General features: G+C 29.3%; 20 protein-coding genes. 6 read left to right on the top strand and 14 right to left on the bottom strand.

Annotation, left to right across the window (positions count from 1 at the left end):
* Nucleotides 1–23: 23 nt before the first annotated feature.
* The 13 genes from IPM32_06205 to IPM32_06145 all read right to left on the bottom strand — a co-directional run bounded on the left by IPM32_06205 (nucleotide 24) and on the right by IPM32_06145 (nucleotide 12,475).
* Nucleotides 24–1,244, bottom strand: coding sequence for a hypothetical protein (locus IPM32_06205; protein ID MBK8944852.1), 1,221 nt, complete (start codon nucleotides 1,242–1,244; stop codon nucleotides 24–26).
* A gap of 1 nt (nucleotide 1,245) precedes the next feature.
* The gene (locus tag IPM32_06200) at nucleotides 1,246–1,881 is read right to left on the bottom strand and encodes a hypothetical protein (protein ID MBK8944851.1); all 636 of its coding nucleotides are present in this window, start codon (nucleotides 1,879–1,881) and stop codon (nucleotides 1,246–1,248) included.
* Entirely contained in the window at nucleotides 1,882–2,388 is a 507-nt protein-coding gene (locus IPM32_06195) for a hypothetical protein (GenBank protein MBK8944850.1), read from the bottom strand. It lies immediately after the preceding gene.
* 103 nt (nucleotides 2,389–2,491) lie between these two features.
* Nucleotides 2,492–3,721 carry a hypothetical protein gene (locus IPM32_06190; GenBank protein ID MBK8944849.1) on the bottom strand — a complete coding sequence of 410 codons (1,230 nt, stop codon included), beginning with the start codon at nucleotides 3,719–3,721 and terminating at the stop codon, nucleotides 2,492–2,494.
* A gap of 1 nt (nucleotide 3,722) precedes the next feature.
* Nucleotides 3,723–4,358, bottom strand: coding sequence for a hypothetical protein (locus IPM32_06185; protein MBK8944848.1), 636 nt, complete (start codon nucleotides 4,356–4,358; stop codon nucleotides 3,723–3,725).
* A 3-nt stretch (nucleotides 4,359–4,361) separates the two neighbouring features.
* The gene (locus IPM32_06180; GenBank protein ID MBK8944847.1) at nucleotides 4,362–4,868 is read right to left on the bottom strand and encodes a hypothetical protein; all 507 of its coding nucleotides are present in this window, start codon (nucleotides 4,866–4,868) and stop codon (nucleotides 4,362–4,364) included.
* Nucleotides 4,869–4,879: 11 nt separating this feature from the next.
* Nucleotides 4,880–6,175: a hypothetical protein gene (locus IPM32_06175; GenBank protein ID MBK8944846.1), complete on the bottom strand. Its 1,296-nt coding sequence runs from the start codon at nucleotides 6,173–6,175 to the stop codon at nucleotides 4,880–4,882.
* 22 nt (nucleotides 6,176–6,197) lie between these two features.
* Nucleotides 6,198–6,872 (bottom strand): hypothetical protein, encoded by a 675-nt coding sequence (locus IPM32_06170; protein MBK8944845.1) that lies wholly within the window; start codon nucleotides 6,870–6,872, stop codon nucleotides 6,198–6,200.
* Nucleotides 6,873–6,880: 8 nt separating this feature from the next.
* Nucleotides 6,881–7,450 carry a hypothetical protein gene (locus tag IPM32_06165; protein ID MBK8944844.1) on the bottom strand — a complete coding sequence of 190 codons (570 nt, stop codon included), beginning with the start codon at nucleotides 7,448–7,450 and terminating at the stop codon, nucleotides 6,881–6,883.
* Between the two features lie 239 nt (nucleotides 7,451–7,689).
* Complete coding sequence (gene clpX, locus IPM32_06160; protein ID MBK8944843.1) at nucleotides 7,690–8,943, bottom strand: ATP-dependent Clp protease ATP-binding subunit ClpX; 1,254 nt, start codon at nucleotides 8,941–8,943, stop codon at nucleotides 7,690–7,692.
* Nucleotides 8,940–10,814: a tetratricopeptide repeat protein gene (locus IPM32_06155; GenBank protein MBK8944842.1), complete on the bottom strand. Its 1,875-nt coding sequence runs from the start codon at nucleotides 10,812–10,814 to the stop codon at nucleotides 8,940–8,942. Before IPM32_06155 ends, clpX begins: the two co-directional genes overlap by 4 nt.
* Nucleotides 10,789–12,261, bottom strand: coding sequence for an FAD-binding oxidoreductase (locus IPM32_06150; protein ID MBK8944841.1), 1,473 nt, complete (start codon nucleotides 12,259–12,261; stop codon nucleotides 10,789–10,791). The genes IPM32_06155 and IPM32_06150 overlap by 26 nt, the downstream gene beginning before the upstream one ends.
* 1 nt (nucleotide 12,262) lies before the next feature.
* A complete protein-coding gene (locus tag IPM32_06145; GenBank protein MBK8944840.1) occupies nucleotides 12,263–12,475 on the bottom strand; it encodes a hypothetical protein in 213 nt (70 codons plus the stop codon).
* Between the two features lie 121 nt (nucleotides 12,476–12,596).
* On the opposite strand from IPM32_06145, the gene IPM32_06140 reads away from it, so the two are divergent.
* The 5 genes from IPM32_06140 to IPM32_06120 are packed head-to-tail and all read left to right on the top strand — an operon-like array spanning nucleotide 12,597 to nucleotide 16,035.
* Nucleotides 12,597–13,109 carry a GNAT family N-acetyltransferase gene (locus IPM32_06140; protein MBK8944839.1) on the top strand — a complete coding sequence of 171 codons (513 nt, stop codon included), beginning with the start codon at nucleotides 12,597–12,599 and terminating at the stop codon, nucleotides 13,107–13,109.
* Nucleotides 13,102–13,770, top strand: coding sequence for a phosphoribosylanthranilate isomerase (locus IPM32_06135; protein MBK8944838.1), 669 nt, complete (start codon nucleotides 13,102–13,104; stop codon nucleotides 13,768–13,770). The genes IPM32_06140 and IPM32_06135 overlap by 8 nt, the downstream gene beginning before the upstream one ends.
* Nucleotides 13,771–13,773: 3 nt before the next feature.
* Nucleotides 13,774–14,520 (top strand): SdiA-regulated domain-containing protein, encoded by a 747-nt coding sequence (locus IPM32_06130; protein MBK8944837.1) that lies wholly within the window; start codon nucleotides 13,774–13,776, stop codon nucleotides 14,518–14,520.
* Nucleotides 14,517–15,356, top strand: coding sequence for a hypothetical protein (locus IPM32_06125; protein ID MBK8944836.1), 840 nt, complete (start codon nucleotides 14,517–14,519; stop codon nucleotides 15,354–15,356). Before IPM32_06130 ends, IPM32_06125 begins: the two co-directional genes overlap by 4 nt.
* Nucleotides 15,349–16,035, top strand: a complete 687-nt coding sequence (locus IPM32_06120) for a DNA alkylation repair protein (protein MBK8944835.1) — start codon at nucleotides 15,349–15,351, stop codon at nucleotides 16,033–16,035. Before IPM32_06125 ends, IPM32_06120 begins: the two co-directional genes overlap by 8 nt.
* Here the strand turns inward: IPM32_06120 and IPM32_06115 are convergent.
* Nucleotides 16,032–16,289: a hypothetical protein gene (locus IPM32_06115; GenBank protein MBK8944834.1), complete on the bottom strand. Its 258-nt coding sequence runs from the start codon at nucleotides 16,287–16,289 to the stop codon at nucleotides 16,032–16,034. The two genes, IPM32_06120 and IPM32_06115, sit on opposite strands and share 4 nt — an antisense overlap.
* A gap of 113 nt (nucleotides 16,290–16,402) precedes the next feature.
* On the opposite strand from IPM32_06115, the gene IPM32_06110 reads away from it, so the two are divergent.
* Nucleotides 16,403–16,582, top strand: coding sequence for a hypothetical protein (locus IPM32_06110; GenBank protein MBK8944833.1), 180 nt, complete (start codon nucleotides 16,403–16,405; stop codon nucleotides 16,580–16,582).
* The last annotated feature ends 29 nt before the right edge of the window (nucleotides 16,583–16,611 follow it).

The following is a 16,611-nucleotide window of genomic DNA, read 5'->3' as shown; positions in this document are numbered from 1 at the left end:
AAAAGTTAGTGTAGTAGTTTTATCTATTCTAACCAAGAAAGTATTTTAAACGTATTTGTACTTGGGAAATATGGAGGAACTTTCTTTAAAAGTCTGTTATCGTATTTATAATCTTTAACCGGAAAACCGGATTTAGGTATTTTCTTAGTTTTATCTGCAATAAAGGTTCCAACGCCTTTTCTTTCATATTGCGTAATTCCACCAATTAAATGAATTGTTCCGCTTAAAGATCTTGTTTTATAATTTTCTGCGGTAAATCCTCCCGTTTCGCAGTAAATTGCAGCATGCACATTTATATTTGAACTATTTGCAGCATTATCTGTAATAATAACATCATTTTTTGAAACAATGCCGAGTAAATCATTTGAAGCATCATTTTTATCTTTGTAATCCGGCACATCATTGTAAACAACATCATTATCCAGATAAACATTTTGATTACTTCCAACCGACCAATTTCCTTTAACAGTTCCTTCAATTCTCAAATTTCCGTTTTCAACATAAATTACTCCGTTTGGGGCGAGATCGGTTCCCAAAACAGTTACATATGGATCACCGCTATTATATTTGTATTTAATGCTATCGCCATCAAATTGTAGAAAAACTTGCGAATGCCCGGAAAAAACATATCCGGAGCTTGCCGCTGATTGTGATAAATTTGTAATTCCATCTGTAGGAATATTAATTGTTGTTCCCGGCAAATATGTTCCTTGAATAGTTGGTTCATCTGTAGCTTTATCCGTATAATATTTTATTGCCCCGCCATGTGATGTTATTGGTCCATTAAAATACGGGTGACCTTGAACTTGAATTTTATCATTTGTATGAAATGGTCCCCAAACGGAATCTGTAGCTGTCCACCAAATATCTCCCTCAATGTTTGAGAAATATGCATACTCAGAAAAGCTTGCTAAACTAATTTTTACCTCTATTAATTTTGAAATTCCTTTATATGATCCAACAGCAGTAACAGTTTTTATTCCTCCAGATTCATTAACAGTAATTTTGAGATTATCTTCTCCTAAGTAATCGTAATTATCACTTGGTTGCCAACTATGATTACGTGATAAATTACTTGCTGCAAGATTAATTCCGCTTCGAGAAATTTCTTTAGCCATTTCATTCTCAAAATAATTGGAAGAGTTATCAACAGCATTTGTTGAAACTCTGTTCATGTTTAATCCAAACATCAACATTATTGTGCTAAATCCAAGAATTAAAAGAAGTGCCGCTTTTCCGCCCATATTATCTGCTCATATTTTTTGTTGCCATTCTAATTTGTCTCCAGAAGACTGTAGGAAATTTTTCCACATGTTCTTTATCAGAATTATCTGTATCATATCCGTAACAATCTTCAACTCGTAAATCAATCTGCATATAAGAAATTAATTTTGTATCAATTGGATGAGAAAGTTTATTATTCATATTATCAAAGTAAGTAATCCTAAATTCTGTAATTCCTAAATTGCTTGCATCTTTTACTGTTCCGGAAACATATCTGTAAAGTAATTTATCATTTGGATTTGGAGTGGCGTTAACATCCGGACCTAATTCGTAAATCAATTCTTCCTTTGTTCCATCACCTCTAAAATTTATTTTTGATACTGCAATATCTGTCCAAAATTTAATTTTTGTTGAATCGGCATATGTAATCATTTCTTCCGGAGATAAAATGCTATCCGGATTTTCACAATACCCAATTCTTGAAAAATCATGTTCAAGAAGTTCCACAATTGAAACCAAATTTTGCTGAGAAATTAAATCACTATTATATCTGCCTGAGTTTTCTGAAGCGGTTTGATTAATTGTATTTATAGAAAGGATCATCAATCCGCCAATAATCATTGCTCCAATTATATCTAATAAAGTACTGTAGCCCATTTATAATAATGTCCATTGACTAAATAAACTTTTAACTTCAACAGTATCTTGCACATCTTTAAAGAAATTGAATAAAGACGGACTTGAAATTCTTACCGTAATATTTTTATTGTAAGTTTTAGAAACCGTTGGTTGTAAATCATCTGTTAAATATTCCACTTTTACATTAATGTTAAAAACTCCCATTTGAGGAATTGAATCACTTCTTGAAAAATTATTGTAATCATCAATGTCATCAAAATTGGGATATGTTTCACCGGTTTCTTTTTTAAGAACATCTGAAAAATCATTAGCTGAAAATATTTTAGTTCCGTTAACAATTTCTTCATCATAAGCTTTACTGTTTATTTCATCTAAAACTGATTGAGCAACAGTTGTAGCAAGTATAAAAGATTTATTATATGTAATTGAATCTTGAGTTGATATTGAACCTCTGTTAAAATTTAGTAATGTAAATGTTACTAAACCTAAAGCAACAATACCAATCATCATTTGCCCGGTATTCATAATTTTTTTTATAGATTTTTATTAATTATCGGAGAAAATTCTATTTAAATTAACCCAATATGAAGTAATTAAATAAGTTGATGGAGTGAAAATGAAAAAGGTACTATTCTAACCACGAAAGGATTCTGAATGTATTTGTGCTGGGAAAATAAGGAGGAACCATTCTTTGTAGTCTGTTATCATAACGATAATTTTTGGCAAAACCACTTTCCGGATTTCCGGAATTCGTATTAAAAGTTCCAACTCCTTGACGGGTTTTTTGCGTAACTCCGCCGATCAAATTTATATAACCACTTACCGGTCTAGATTCGTAATCTTCAGCCATAAATCCGCCGTTTTCAACATAAATTGATGCATGAATATTAATATCAGTTGCATTATCAGCGTTATTTGTAATGTAAACATTATCTTTTGATAAAATTCCCAAAATATCATTAGAAGGATCATTTTTATCAGTATAATCTGGAATATCGCTATAAACTATATCGTCATCAAGATAAACAGATTGATTTGTACCAACCGACCATTTTCCTTTAACTGTTCCTTTTAACCTTAAATTTCCATTATTTACATAGATAATTCCAGAAGGTGCTAAATTACTTCCAAGAACTGTTGTATATGCATCTGCGGCGTTGAATTTATATTTTATACTATCTCCGGCAAATTCAAGAAAAACTTCTGCTTGCCCGGAAAATGTATAACCTCCGGTTTCAGCAGCTTTAGATGATAATCCGGAAACCCCATCTGTTGGTAATGAAATAGTTAAACCGGGATTATAATCACCAACAATTACGGGTTCATCTGCAGCTGCATCACTTTGGTAAATTAATGAACCTCCGTGAGAAGTTGAGGGTCCGTTAAAATACGGATGTTTAGCAACTCTCAGAACATCATTTGTATGGAATGGACCCCAAACAGAGTCTTTTTTCGTCCACCAAATCTCTTTTCCCGGTGGTGCTTCTTCATCAGAAAAGTATGCAAATTCCGAAAAACTAGCTGCTCTTACTTTAACTTCAATAAATTTAGTAACACCTTTATATTCACCGAATGCGCTAATGGTTTTTATATCACCTGTATCATTTACACTTATTACCAAATTATCTTCCCCATTAAAACTATAAGGATTTCCGTCAGGTGTCCAACCAGGATTTTTTGCAATATTACTTGCAGCTAAATTTATTCCTGTTCTTGCAATTTCTTTTGCCAAAACTTGTTCAAAATATTTGCCGGAATTATCCGCAGCAGAACCTGAAACGGAATTGAAATTTAATCCAATAATTAGAAGAATGCTGCTAAATCCTAAAACCAACAATAATGCTGCTTTTCCGCCCATTTTACCTGCTTATATTTTTTGTTGCTAAACGAATTTGCCGCCACATTGCCGTTGCAAATTTATCATTATGTGTTTTTTCTGAATTATCCGTATCGTAACCGTAACAATCTTCAACTTTGATATCTATTTGCATAGAAGCAATAATTTGAGTATTTATTGGATGAGGTAAAACATTACCGAAATTATCAAAATATTTTATTGTGAAATGTGTAATTCCTAAATTCGAAGCATCTTTTGAGTACCCGGGAATAAACCGATATAATAATTTATCATTTGGATTCGGAGTTTGGTTTATATCGACACCAAGTTCATAACGAAGTGTGTCTAAAATTCCATCACCTCTAAAATCAGAACTGCTTACCGCAAGATCTGTACAGAATTCTATTGAAGTTGAATCAGCATAAAGAATCATATCTTGTGGGTTAGGAATTTTTGACGGATCTTCGCAATATCCCAATCGTGAAAAATCATATTCAATCAAATCAATAATTGAAACTAAATTTTGTTGTACAATTAAATCACTATGATATTTGCTTGTATTTTCATTCACATTTCCGTTGAATGCTTTTATTGTTAAAAGCATTAGTGCTCCAATAATCATTGCGCCTAATATGTCTATTAAAGTACTAAATCCCATAACTTATAACATTTTCCATTGACTAAAAACTGTCGTAATCGTAATTGTATCTACTATTCCGGTAAAAGGATTCTTTAGATTTGGGTTAACTACTTTTATTTTTACTGCTTTGTGATATGTATTTGCTCCAGAAAATTGTAGATCATCATTTACATAATTTACTTTTGCCATAAAATTAAAAACACCGAGATTTGATATTGAGTCTTTTCTGTTAAAATTATTATAGTCATCAATATCATCAAAATTGGGATAAGTTTCACCGGTTTCCGCAACTAGTGATGATGTAAAATTTGATGCATTTGTAATTGTTGCACCATTCACAATTTTCTCATCAAATGCCTTGCTGCTTATTTCCTCAAGCAAAGATTGCGCTGCAGTTGTAGTAACAATATACTCTTTATTGTAAATTAAATTATCTTGAGTGTTCAAAGAACTTTTATTAAAGTTCAGAACTGTTAATACAATTAGTGCTAAAGCTGCTATTGTTATAAGTGTTTGTCCGGTATTCATAATCTAATATATTATTCAAACCAAGAAACAATTTCATAAGATGTTGTAGCAGGAAAAGATGGTGGAGTTGAATTTCTATATCGTTTATCATATTTGATAACTTGATGATACCCAGCCCCATTTGTATAGCCAGTAGTTTGGGCACTATTTTCAATTAAACTTCCATGTATTCTCATTGTTCCCATATTAGGTTTTGATGAACTAATACCTTCCACTGTAATACCACCATCATAATTAAATAGTGCTGCATGTATATTTATATCATCTCTATTGGCAGCATTATCTTTAACTACAACTTGTTTTTCTGCGATTATGCCAAGCATATCTTCGCAATCTGGATTTGTAATTGTGGTTCCTCCGTTCACAAATTTCAGAGGATCTTTACGATAAACAATATCGTCCTCTAAATATACATATCCCGTTGAGCCCCCGCCTTTTGCTGTACCAACAGTGTATTTTCCATTTACTGTTCCAGATAAATATAAATTTCCTTTTTTATTCCATATTACACCATTTGTTGTAAAAGTATCCAAATCTGCAACAATAGGAGTTGACCAACTTGATGTACCTGTTTTTCTTGTGCTCCATTCAACAGTTTCATCAGCATTAAAATGTAATCTTACATCTAAATTAGAACCAGATGGATGTTGAAAAACTCTCCCACCAGTTGAAGCTACACCTAATAAAGCTGAAGTATTTAATGTAAACGGCACATCAACTGGAGTTTCATACCCTCCTTTAAATTCTGGATTCGCTGGACCAAATCCATATTTATTTCCAACCATATTAATTCCTTGTTTTGTGGTTACTTTTCCAAGAAAAACTGGTGAACCAAGGGTATTTAATTTTGTTTGAGTATGAAATGGACCATCAATTGTATCACCAGTAACCAAATATCCTGAACCCCAAACATTTGTATAATATCCAAATCGCGAATAATTTGTTGCATTAAGAACAAAATTTACACGTGATTCTTCTGAAAACTCTTCCCCAGCATAAAAGAATTTATAAACGGCTTTTGCATCAAATTTTGCTTTTGCATTTGCTGGTTTACTAACACTAATAACAGCATAGCCGCCATTCATATAAAGTGTATCTTGGCTAAATCCACTCCAATTCGGGTCTCTAAAAAGTTCATTTGCTGCGATATTTGCTGCACTTGCTGCAATATTATGGGCGTTAGTTTTAATATAATATGATGCTAGCCTTTCAGCAGCATTTGATGAAGTATTTGATGAATTATATTTAACAACTGTAAACATCAAACTAAATGATATCACAACTATTAAAATGGCTTTTCCACCCATTTTAAATTACTCCTTAATATTTTTATCTATTATTTAAGCTTGGTGCTGCAAGTCTTATTTGTCTCCAAAATGCACTTTTATCTTTCGAATAAACTTCATTTTCTTCATCTGCTAAATCACCATAAGAAGCCGTATTTTCTACTGTGATATCTATTTGCATTGTAATGATTCCTAAAGGTTGTTTAGCAGAAGCATTTGCAATCAAAGTATAAAGTGGAATTTCGTTTCCCAAGGCATCAAAGTATACAATTTTAAATTGTGTAATCCCCATGTTTGAATATAGTGGAGGTTCTCCATTTACTTGTCTAAATAACATTCTGTCATTGGGATTTGGAGTTTTTAATACATCTTCTTCTAGGGGAGAACCAGTCCAATATTTTAAGGTGTCTATAATTCCATCACCAAATGGTTTTGTATCGGTTGGAACATCAGTTAAAAAACTTATACTTGTATCTGTTGCACTAAGCAATGCTTCTCCGGGTACTGGTGCACCTTCCCAATTTGAACAATATCCAATTTTCCTTAAGTCATATTCTAGTAATTCAACAACAGAAATTAGATTGGTTTGAACAATTAATTCTCCGCTGTTTAGGTAATGATTTTCAACCGCTGAATCGTTCATTCTAAATAAAATTATTAGAATTATTCCCCCTACCATTGTTGAACCAATAATATCCAATAAACTTGAAAATCCCATTTTTACTCCTAATAAAAAAAGTAACTATAAATTTTTGAAAGTTTAATTGTGTCTAAACCATCACCTAAATACCTGCTTGTTACTAATACATCCATTCTTTTATGCCATGTTCTATAGTTTACTTTTTTTAATTTGTTATCTGTTGATGGATCTACATAATAAACCTTGCTTTCAACTTTGAATATTGCTGCAATATCATTATTACGCATTTCTGATGATAAAGAATCAACAGATGCATTTGAAGCACTATCAACAAATCCGTTATAATCGTCAAAATCATTAAAATTTCTTCGCTTTTTCTCAAGATTGCTCGGACCAAGACTATAGTAATTTGTTAAATCCGATAAATTATCAGCTTGTTCAGCTTCACCGGTAATTGGGTTTAAAGCTGTATAAGCATCAAAAGATTTACTAAAAGCTTCTTCAATTAATGCTGTTCCTAAAGAAATACCTAAAATTTGATATTTGTTTTCCGTCATGGAACTTGTTGTGTTAAGTGCATTTTTGTTTACACTTAAAATGACTGTTGATAATAAAATCATTGCAGCCATTGTTATAATCATTTGTCCAGTGTTCATATAATTCGAAATTTGTTAATCAACAAGTGACTAAATCAATTCTGATGCCATTTAAAAGATTTGATTTTTAACTGAATTTTCAAGATTTGCTTTGAGCTTGAATTGTTTCAAATCACAAAAATGATCTTTTTGTATCATATTGATTCAAAAAAATACATCTCTGTGAATCAGAATATTTTGTTTAAAAACAAAAAACCCAGCATTTCTACTGGGTCTTTTAAAAAGTAATTTTATTCAAATTATGCCGATTTTCTATCTACTTCGTAATAAATTGGTGAATCACCTTTTTCAACCGTATCTTTTGTAATTAAACATCTTTCAACATTATCTAAATTTGGTAGTTCATACATAATATCTAATAAAGTTGTTTCTACAATTGATCTTAAAGCTCTTGCACCGGTTTTTCTCTCCATTGCTTTTTTAACTATTGAATCGATTGCCAATTTATCAAATTCTAATTCAACACCTTCCATTAAAAATAATTTTTTATATTGTTTTAATATCGCATTTTTTGGCTCAGTTAAAATACTTTTTAATGCATCGGCATTTAGTGAATGTAGTGGTGCAATAATCGGAATTCTTCCAATTAATTCCGGAATTATTCCATATTTTAACAAATCTTCCGGTTCAACTTTTGTGTAAAGTTCATCTTTTATAATTTCTTTTTCATCATCTTGAGCAACTGAAAATCCCATTGAATTTTTATTTAATCGCGAACCAACAATTTGTTCAATTCCATCAAATGCACCGCCGAGTATAAACAAAATATTTTTTGTATTAATATTTATTAAACTTTGTTCGGGATGTTTTCTTCCACCGCGAGGTGGAACTCCAGCAACAGTTCCTTCTAAAATTTTTAATAATGCTTGTTGCACTCCTTCACCTGAAACATCTCTTGTTATTGAAACACTTTCACTTTTACGAGCAATTTTATCTATTTCATCGATATAAATAATTCCTTTTTGTGCTTTTTCTAAATTGTAATCTGCCGCTTGAAGCAAACGAACCAAAATTGTTTCAACGTCATCTCCAACATATCCGGCTTCGGTTAATGTTGTAGCATCGGCAATTGCAAATGGAACATCCAAAATTCCGGCAAGTGTTTTACCAATTAATGTTTTTCCAACTCCGGTTGCGCCAATAAGCAAAATATTACTTTTATCAATTTCAACATCATCAAAATCAAACATTGATGAAGTTGCGTTAATTCTTTTGTAATGATTATAAACCGCTACGGAAATTACTTTTTTTGCTCTTTCTTGACCAATAATATATTCATCGAGACTTTTCTTTATCATATCCGGAGTTAAGGAATTTGTAGAAGTTTCCTTATTGTTATATGCGGCTAGATTATTTTTTAAAATATCCACACTTGTTTTTACACAAATATCACAAATGTAAACATCTGGACCGGCAACCATGCTTGTCACTTCATTTCCATCTCTTCCGCAAAAAGAACATTTCACAATTTTATGATCGTGCAAATCGCTCATATATTACCTTTTCCCCCATCATTAATTTCTGAAATTATTTTTCTGGATTTTCCAGCAAAAATTGAATTTGGAAACTCATTAAAAATTCTTGAAAATATTTTTAACGCTTTTTCCTTTTCATTAATACCATAATAATATGTTGATCCTAATAAATAGAAAATTTTATCTTTATAGATGTTATCTTCGTCACTATTTGAAATTTCCTCCAAAAAAATAACAGCTTCTTTATAATTATTCAATGATAATAATAATTCTGCATAATTTATTGAAGCAAAATCCTTTAGCAAAATTAAATTTTTATTTTCAGCTAACTTTTTAAATTCGATAGAAGCATCTATATATTTTCTTTTCTCAATTAGATAATCGGCATTTACATAAGAAAGTAAATTAAGAGAATCATTTTTAAACGTATTTAATATTAATAAATATTGAAGAGCATCATTTGTATTTTCATCTTCGGAGTTTGATTTAACATCATTAAATTTCAAAATCGCTTCGCTGAATTTTCCTTTCCACATTTTCGTTTTAGCTAATAAAAATTTTATTTCTTTTTGAAGATTCTCATCATTTATTTTGAACATTAAAATTTCATCAAGAATTTTTTCTGCAGAAATTAAACTATCATTTTGCAATTTTAATTTTGCCAATCTTAATTTTACATCCGGAATTATCACATTTCCATTATTTTCCGAAATTATTTTTTGATAAATACTATCTGCTTTTGTGTAATTTTCTAGAAATTCATGATAAATTATTCCGCTTCTAAATTTTGCCTCAATTCCAACATTATCATTCGGGTATTTTTTAGCAAGTTTTTCATAAGATGAAATTAAATTTTGAAATCCACTTATTTCAAATTTTTGATTATTGAACTTTTTCCAATTATCACTTTTTGTTAAAATTTTCTTTAAGTTTAACTCAATTTCTCGAGTATAATTTATTTCAGTTTGAGGAATTAACTGACTTTGTGGAAAATTTTCTAAAACATAATTAAACGTATTTGCCGCAACTTCATGTGCCCCAAGTCGAGAAAATCTTAGTCCAATATTAAATAAATACGACCCGTTATTCGTATTTTCTTCTTCATAGATAACCGCATTTTTGAATGCATTTTCAAAGTTATTCGTCTGAATATAAAGATCAATCAGTAATTCAAGAAATTTTAGATTTTTAAACTTGTTATAATAACTTTCGATTATTTCAAAAGTTGGTTTTTCAGCTCCATTTGAATTAATATAACCGAATATCCGATTTTTGATAATTGCAATTTGATTTGGTTTTGATAAAATAATTTTGCAATATTCGTCGGCAGCTTTATCAAATTTCATTGTTATGGAATAAAGATTTGCAATATCATATGAAAAAATAGTTTGATCTTCAGATTTGGAATTTCCGATTTCCAAATAGCTAATAGATTTTTCAATCAAACGATTTTCAATTAAATAATTTGCAATAATTCTGTAACTAAACGCATTTTCAGAATTTAGTGATATCCCCTTTTCCCATGTTTCAAATGCTTCCTTTTCATTTCCGATCAAATAATATAAAGACCCGAGGTCTCCGTATAAATCAATATTTTGAGAATTTAGAAGAATTTGATTTTCAATTAGAATTTTACATTCATCATATTTTTTAAGTTTTAGAAATAAATCGTAAAGATTTCTGTAATAATTATAATTTTGCGGCTGTTGGGAAATTAATGTTTTGTAAATTTTTTCAGCTTCTTCATAATTATTTATTTCTTCATAAGATTTTGCCAAACGAATTTGGTTTTCATCATTATTAATTTGAGGAAATATTTCAGAATAAGTTGTGAAAAATGAAAAAGCTATTAAAATAAGGATTTTATATTTTTGTAAAATATTTTTCATCAAATATATTATTGGTGTTTAAAATTAAATTTGGATCCAAGGACTTTTTTAAATTTGCCATTTTCAAAATATTCTCTTCGCCAAACATATTTAACAGAAAATCTCTTTTATATTTTCCAATTCCGTGTTCGGCAGAAATTGTTCCGCCCAATATTGTTGAAAATTTGCAGATTTCCCCATAAAGTTTTCTGCTCAAATCAAGTTCATTTTTACTTTTTGGCAGCATATTAAAATGTAAATGCGAATTTCCAATATGTCCGTAAACAACATAATCTAAATTATTTTCTTTTATAAGACCGCATGTATATTTATAAAATTCATAAAATTTGTCATCCGGAACGGCATTATCTGTTCCAACTTTTTTTAATCCTCTTTGTGAAATAATATCATTCACTTTTAATGCAATACTGTGTCTGAATAACTTCATTTTATTTCTTTCGTTTCCATCAATTGCAAACCAAATATTTTCCAAATTTCCATCATATTTTGTAATAATTTCTGTAATTTCATCTAACACTTCATCTTCATTATTCTCAAGTTCTTGTTCAATCCAAATAGCACTTTTAGAATTTTCCGGAATATTTGGAAATTCATCAATCAATAATTTTAATGAATTTTCATCAAAAAATTCAATTTCTCTTACATCGATTAGTGAATTTGCATTTTTACACTTTTCTTTAATTTCTCCTAAAAATGAAAAACTATTAACTTCCGAATCGAAGAAAATAATCATCGAAAGAATTTGTTTTGGTAAATCAATCAATTTAAGTTTTATACTTGTAATAATTCCCAAAGTTCCTTCTGAGCCAATAAACAAATCAATTAAATCCATATTTTTTTTTGTATAATATCCGGCTGCATGTTTTACCTTTGGCATTTCATATTCCGGAATTGCAATTTCTATTTTATGATTTTCGTTGGTGATAATTTTTCCTAAATAATTTTCCGAAATATTTTCACCACGTTTTAAAGTAATTTCTTCTCCATTTGGTAAAATTATTCCTAATTCTTCCACAAAATTTCTTGTCGATCCGTATTTAAAAGTTCTTGCACCGCTTGCGTTTGTGGCAACATTACCACCGATTGAACTATTTGTTTCTGTCGGGTCTGGCGGATAAAATAAATTTTTCGATTCAACTATTTTTTGAAGTTCCGAAAGTAAAATTCCGGGTTCAACAATTATGAATTTATTTTTTTCATCAAACAAAATAATTTTATTTAACTTTTCCAGAGAAATTAAAATTCCGTTTTCCGGAACACTTCCGCCGGTTAATCCGGTTCTTGCCGCAGAAACCGTAACTTTAATTTTTTCTTTATTCGCAAATTTTAAAATTTCAACAATTTCATTTTTATTTTCTGGGAAATAAACCTTTTCACAAATCCCTTTTATGTTTGAGGCATCGCATAAATAATTTTCAAATTCGGATTTATCAGTCTTAACAATCATATTAAAAAGGTTTGTTATGTTTTTTCATAATTTCTGTCCATTCTTCCAAACTCAATTGTTCAGCTTCATCAATAAGCATAATGGGAATATCGTCTTCAATTCTATATTTTCTTCGTGTTGCTTTATCAACAGAAATTAAAAAATTTCCTTCAAGAACCAAATCAGTTTTAGTTTCCGGACAGCACAAAATATCTAATAAATCTTTGCTCACCATAAAATCTCCAAAAGTTTTGTAAATTATATTTTTAAAAATGCCATTAAATATTTATAATACAAAATTTGGAAAATAATTGTTAGAAAACCTTTTCATAAAATTACCGAGACTGGAAACCGAAATGTTAATTTTGCGTAAAATTGAATATTCGGATCGATTTGATATTTACGAATATGCGAAAAATCCCGAAGTTGCAAAATATGTTTTGTGGGAAGCACACAAAAGTGAAATTGATACAATTGCATTTTTAAATTTAATTTACGAAGGTTATAATAAAAACGAGCCAGCACCTTGGGGAATTGAGTTAAAAGATAATTCAAAAATTATTGGAACAATTGGATTTGTAAATTTTAATAAAGAAAATAATTTTGCTGAAATTGGATTTGTTTTGGCTCAAGAATTTTGGAATAAAGGTTATGTAAGCGAATCAATTTCGGAAGTTGTAAAATTTGGTTTTACCAAACTGAATTTGAAAAAAATTATTGCAAGATGTAAACTCGAAAATATTGCTTCAGAAAAAGTTTTATTAAAATCCGGTTTTAATTTTATAGGAATTTTAAAGGATAATCTTTTTATAAAAGGTGAACTTTGCGATATGAAACTTTTTGAAATTTATAATTCGGTGCATGTTTAATTTTATGAAAAATGTAAAAGTAAAAATTTGCTGTATTTCAAGTTTGGAAGAAGCTCAAACAGCAATAGAATTAGGCGCTTCGGCAATAGGATTAGTTTCTGAAATGCCAAGCGGTCCCGGAATTATTGGGGAATCTTTAATTTCAGAAATTGCAAAATCGGTTCCGCAAAATATCAATACTTTTTTACTTACTAGTAAACAAAATGCAAAAGAAATTATTGATCAATTAAAAAGATGCAAAACCAATACTGTGCAAATTGTTGATAATTTAATTGATGGAATTTATTCAGATATTAGGAATGAAATTCCAAATATAAAAATTGTTCAAGTTTTGCATGTTCAAAATGAAAAAAGTATTGATGATGCTCTGGCAATTGAAAATGATATTGATGCAATTTTACTCGATTCCGGAAATCAAAATTTATCTGTTAAAATTTTAGGTGGAACTGGAAAAACTCATAATTGGAAAATTAGTAAGACAATTGTAGAAAAAGTTAAAGTTCCCGTTTATTTAGCTGGCGGATTAAATTCACAAAATATTATTGAAGCAGTTCAAACCGTTAAGCCATATGGGGTTGATCTTTGTTCAAGTGTTAGAACATACGGAAAATTAGATAAACAAAAATTGCTGGAATTTTTTACTAAAATTAATTCGATATAAAACATGAGAAAACTTTTAAAAATCATTTCAGCTATTTTACTAATTACAATTTCTAATTTTTGCAATTCAAATAATAATGCAAACGGAATCAGCGGAAATATAAAACCGGTTTTGCAGATAAAAATAAATGTTCCCGAACCATCCGGATTATACCTCGATGAAATTACAAATACACTTTGGACTGTCAGCGATGAATCGAGTAAAATTTATCAAATTAATTTTGATGGAGAAGTTTTAAATTCATTTTCATTAAATGGATTTGATCTTGAAGGAATTACTTTACTTAACGATACAACTATTGTAACAATTTTAGAAAGAACTCGCGAAGTTGTATTTTTGAATATCAACGGAAAAGAAATTAAAAGATTTTCGCTAAGTATTTATGGAAAACCAAATTCGGGATTTGAAGGAATTGAGTACAATTCTATAAATAATCATTTATATATTGTTAACGAAAAAAGCCCGTGTTTATTGATTGAAACCGACTTGAACGGAAATATTATTTCACAAAATAAAATTGAATTTGCAAAAGATCTATCCGGATTGTGCTTTGATAAAACTAAAAATGAACTTTGGATAATCAGCGATGAAAGTAAAGCCATTTTCAAATGTTCAACTGAAGGAAAATTAATTCAGAAATATAATGTTGATATAAAACAAATTGAAGGAATCGCAATTAATTTTTCTCAAAATAAATTGTACATAATTTCTGATCCGGAAGAAACGCTTTACATTTTTAATTTGCCATGAAAAATATTGTAATTTCAATTTTAACAATTCTGTTTCTATTATTTCTATTTTTATTTTGGGGCGGAAAAGTTTACACAAAATATACTATCAACTCTGAAATTGATGAATTAAGAAGTTCCATAAATTTCAAAAACAAAAAAATATTTTACTTCTATCAAATTGATAATCAGCCAAAATTAATTCAGAAATATTTCAAAACTGTAATTGATGATAGCTCTCAAATACCGAATTTTATTACACTAAATCAATCCGGTGAAATTAAAACGGAAGAAAATTCAAATTGGTTGAAAATAAAATCAGCAGAATATTTTACAACTCAAAAACCAAGTTTATTGTGGGATGCAGAGATTGGAAATTCAAAATTATTCTGGATTGAAATTGTTGAAAGTTATTTAAAAAATAAAGGAAATACTTTAATTAAAATAAACTCAAGCGTTACAATTGGTGATTCTTGGGGAATTGAAATTGATAAATCAAATTTGTTTAAATATTTATCGGAAGCAGTTTATTTTCCTACTTCACTTTTACCAAGTGAAAATCTAATTTGGAATATTCTCGATTCAAATATTGCTGAAATAAAATTTACTAATTCCAAAACTTCGGTTGTTGCAAAATTATTTTTCAATGCAAATGGTACAATTAATAAAATCGAAACTTTAGATAAATTCCGACCTATGAATGAAAATTATAAAGAATCACTTTTTACAATTTATTTTTCAGATTATAAAAAATATAATTCGTTTTTAATTCCTACTTATTGCGAAATTGAATGGGAATTGGAAAAAGGTAAATTCAAATTTGGAAAATTTAAAATTAATGATATAAAATATGAGTAAAGAATTTTCAGTTGATGAAATAATTAAAATTCTGAAGCAAAATAAAAATTCAAAAAATGTTGAAGGAATGGCAAAGTTTGGAATCAATCCAGAATTTGCTTTTGGAATTTCAATGCCGTTTCTTAGAAATTTAGGAAAGCAAATTGGGAAAAATCACAGTCTCGCAATTGAATTGTGGAAAACAAAAATTCACGAAGCAAGAATTCTTTCAACAATTATTGATGATCCAAAGCTTGTAACAAAATCTCAAATGAATTCTTGGGTAAAAGATTTTAATTCGTGGGATTTGTGCGATCAATGCTGCATGAATTTATTCCGCAAAAGCGAATTTGCATTTGAGAAATCTTTAGAGTGGATGGAACGAAAAGAAGAATTTGTAAAACGCGCCGGTTTTGCTTTAGCTGCAACTTTAGCAGTTCATTCAAAAAATTTAAGTGATACGGATTTCGAAATTTATTTTCAAAAGATTATTGAAAAATCTGATGACGAAAGAAATTTTGTAAAGAAAGCTGTTAATTGGGCTTTGCGTCAAATTGGAAAAAGAAATATGTATCTTAACAAGAAAGCAATTGAAATTTCCGAAAAATTAATAAATTCCGAATCCAAATCTGCCAAATGGATTGGGAAAGATGAGTTGAAAGAATTAACTACAGAAAAAATTAAATCAAGAATTCTTTAATCTAAACTCAGCTCAACCAATTTGGAACTTACTCCGGGTAAAACTGCAACTTTTCTGGAAAGTTCATTTTTCTGGTCTTCAGTTCCGTGTAATTCCAAAATCAACAAACCTTCATCGCTGCAATTATCCAAAACTCCGTCATGAATTCCCAATCTAGTTTTAATTATGCATCCCCAAGCAGTTAAAATTTGCTGAACTTTTACAGCTGATTCTTTTCTGTTACCAACCAAAATTACTAAAATTGATTTAGCCATTATTACTCCAAATTATTTTACAATTGTAAAAATAATTAACACAATATTAATATTTAAAAAATTTTTATTTTATATTTTAAGGGTAATTAATTACTTAAATAAGGAATAGACTTATGATTAACGTAATTGAAACCGAAAATGAAAATCCAATTTGTCCCCATTGCAATAATGAATTAAAAAGTGTTTTTGCTAGAAGGGTTGAATCAATTTTAGGAGTAAGATTTATTTACTTTTGCCAATTTTGTAAAAAAGTTTTAGGCGTTTCACATCGTAAAGGATTTTGGATGGGGTAACATTTTATTAAACCTTAAGCAAATAAAAA

Source organism: Ignavibacteriota bacterium, from assembly GCA_016716225.1.
Classification (GTDB): domain Bacteria; phylum Bacteroidota; class Ignavibacteria; order Ignavibacteriales; family Melioribacteraceae.
The sequence above is the reverse complement of the archived record's forward strand: the minus strand, read 5'-3'. Positions and strand labels throughout refer to the sequence as shown.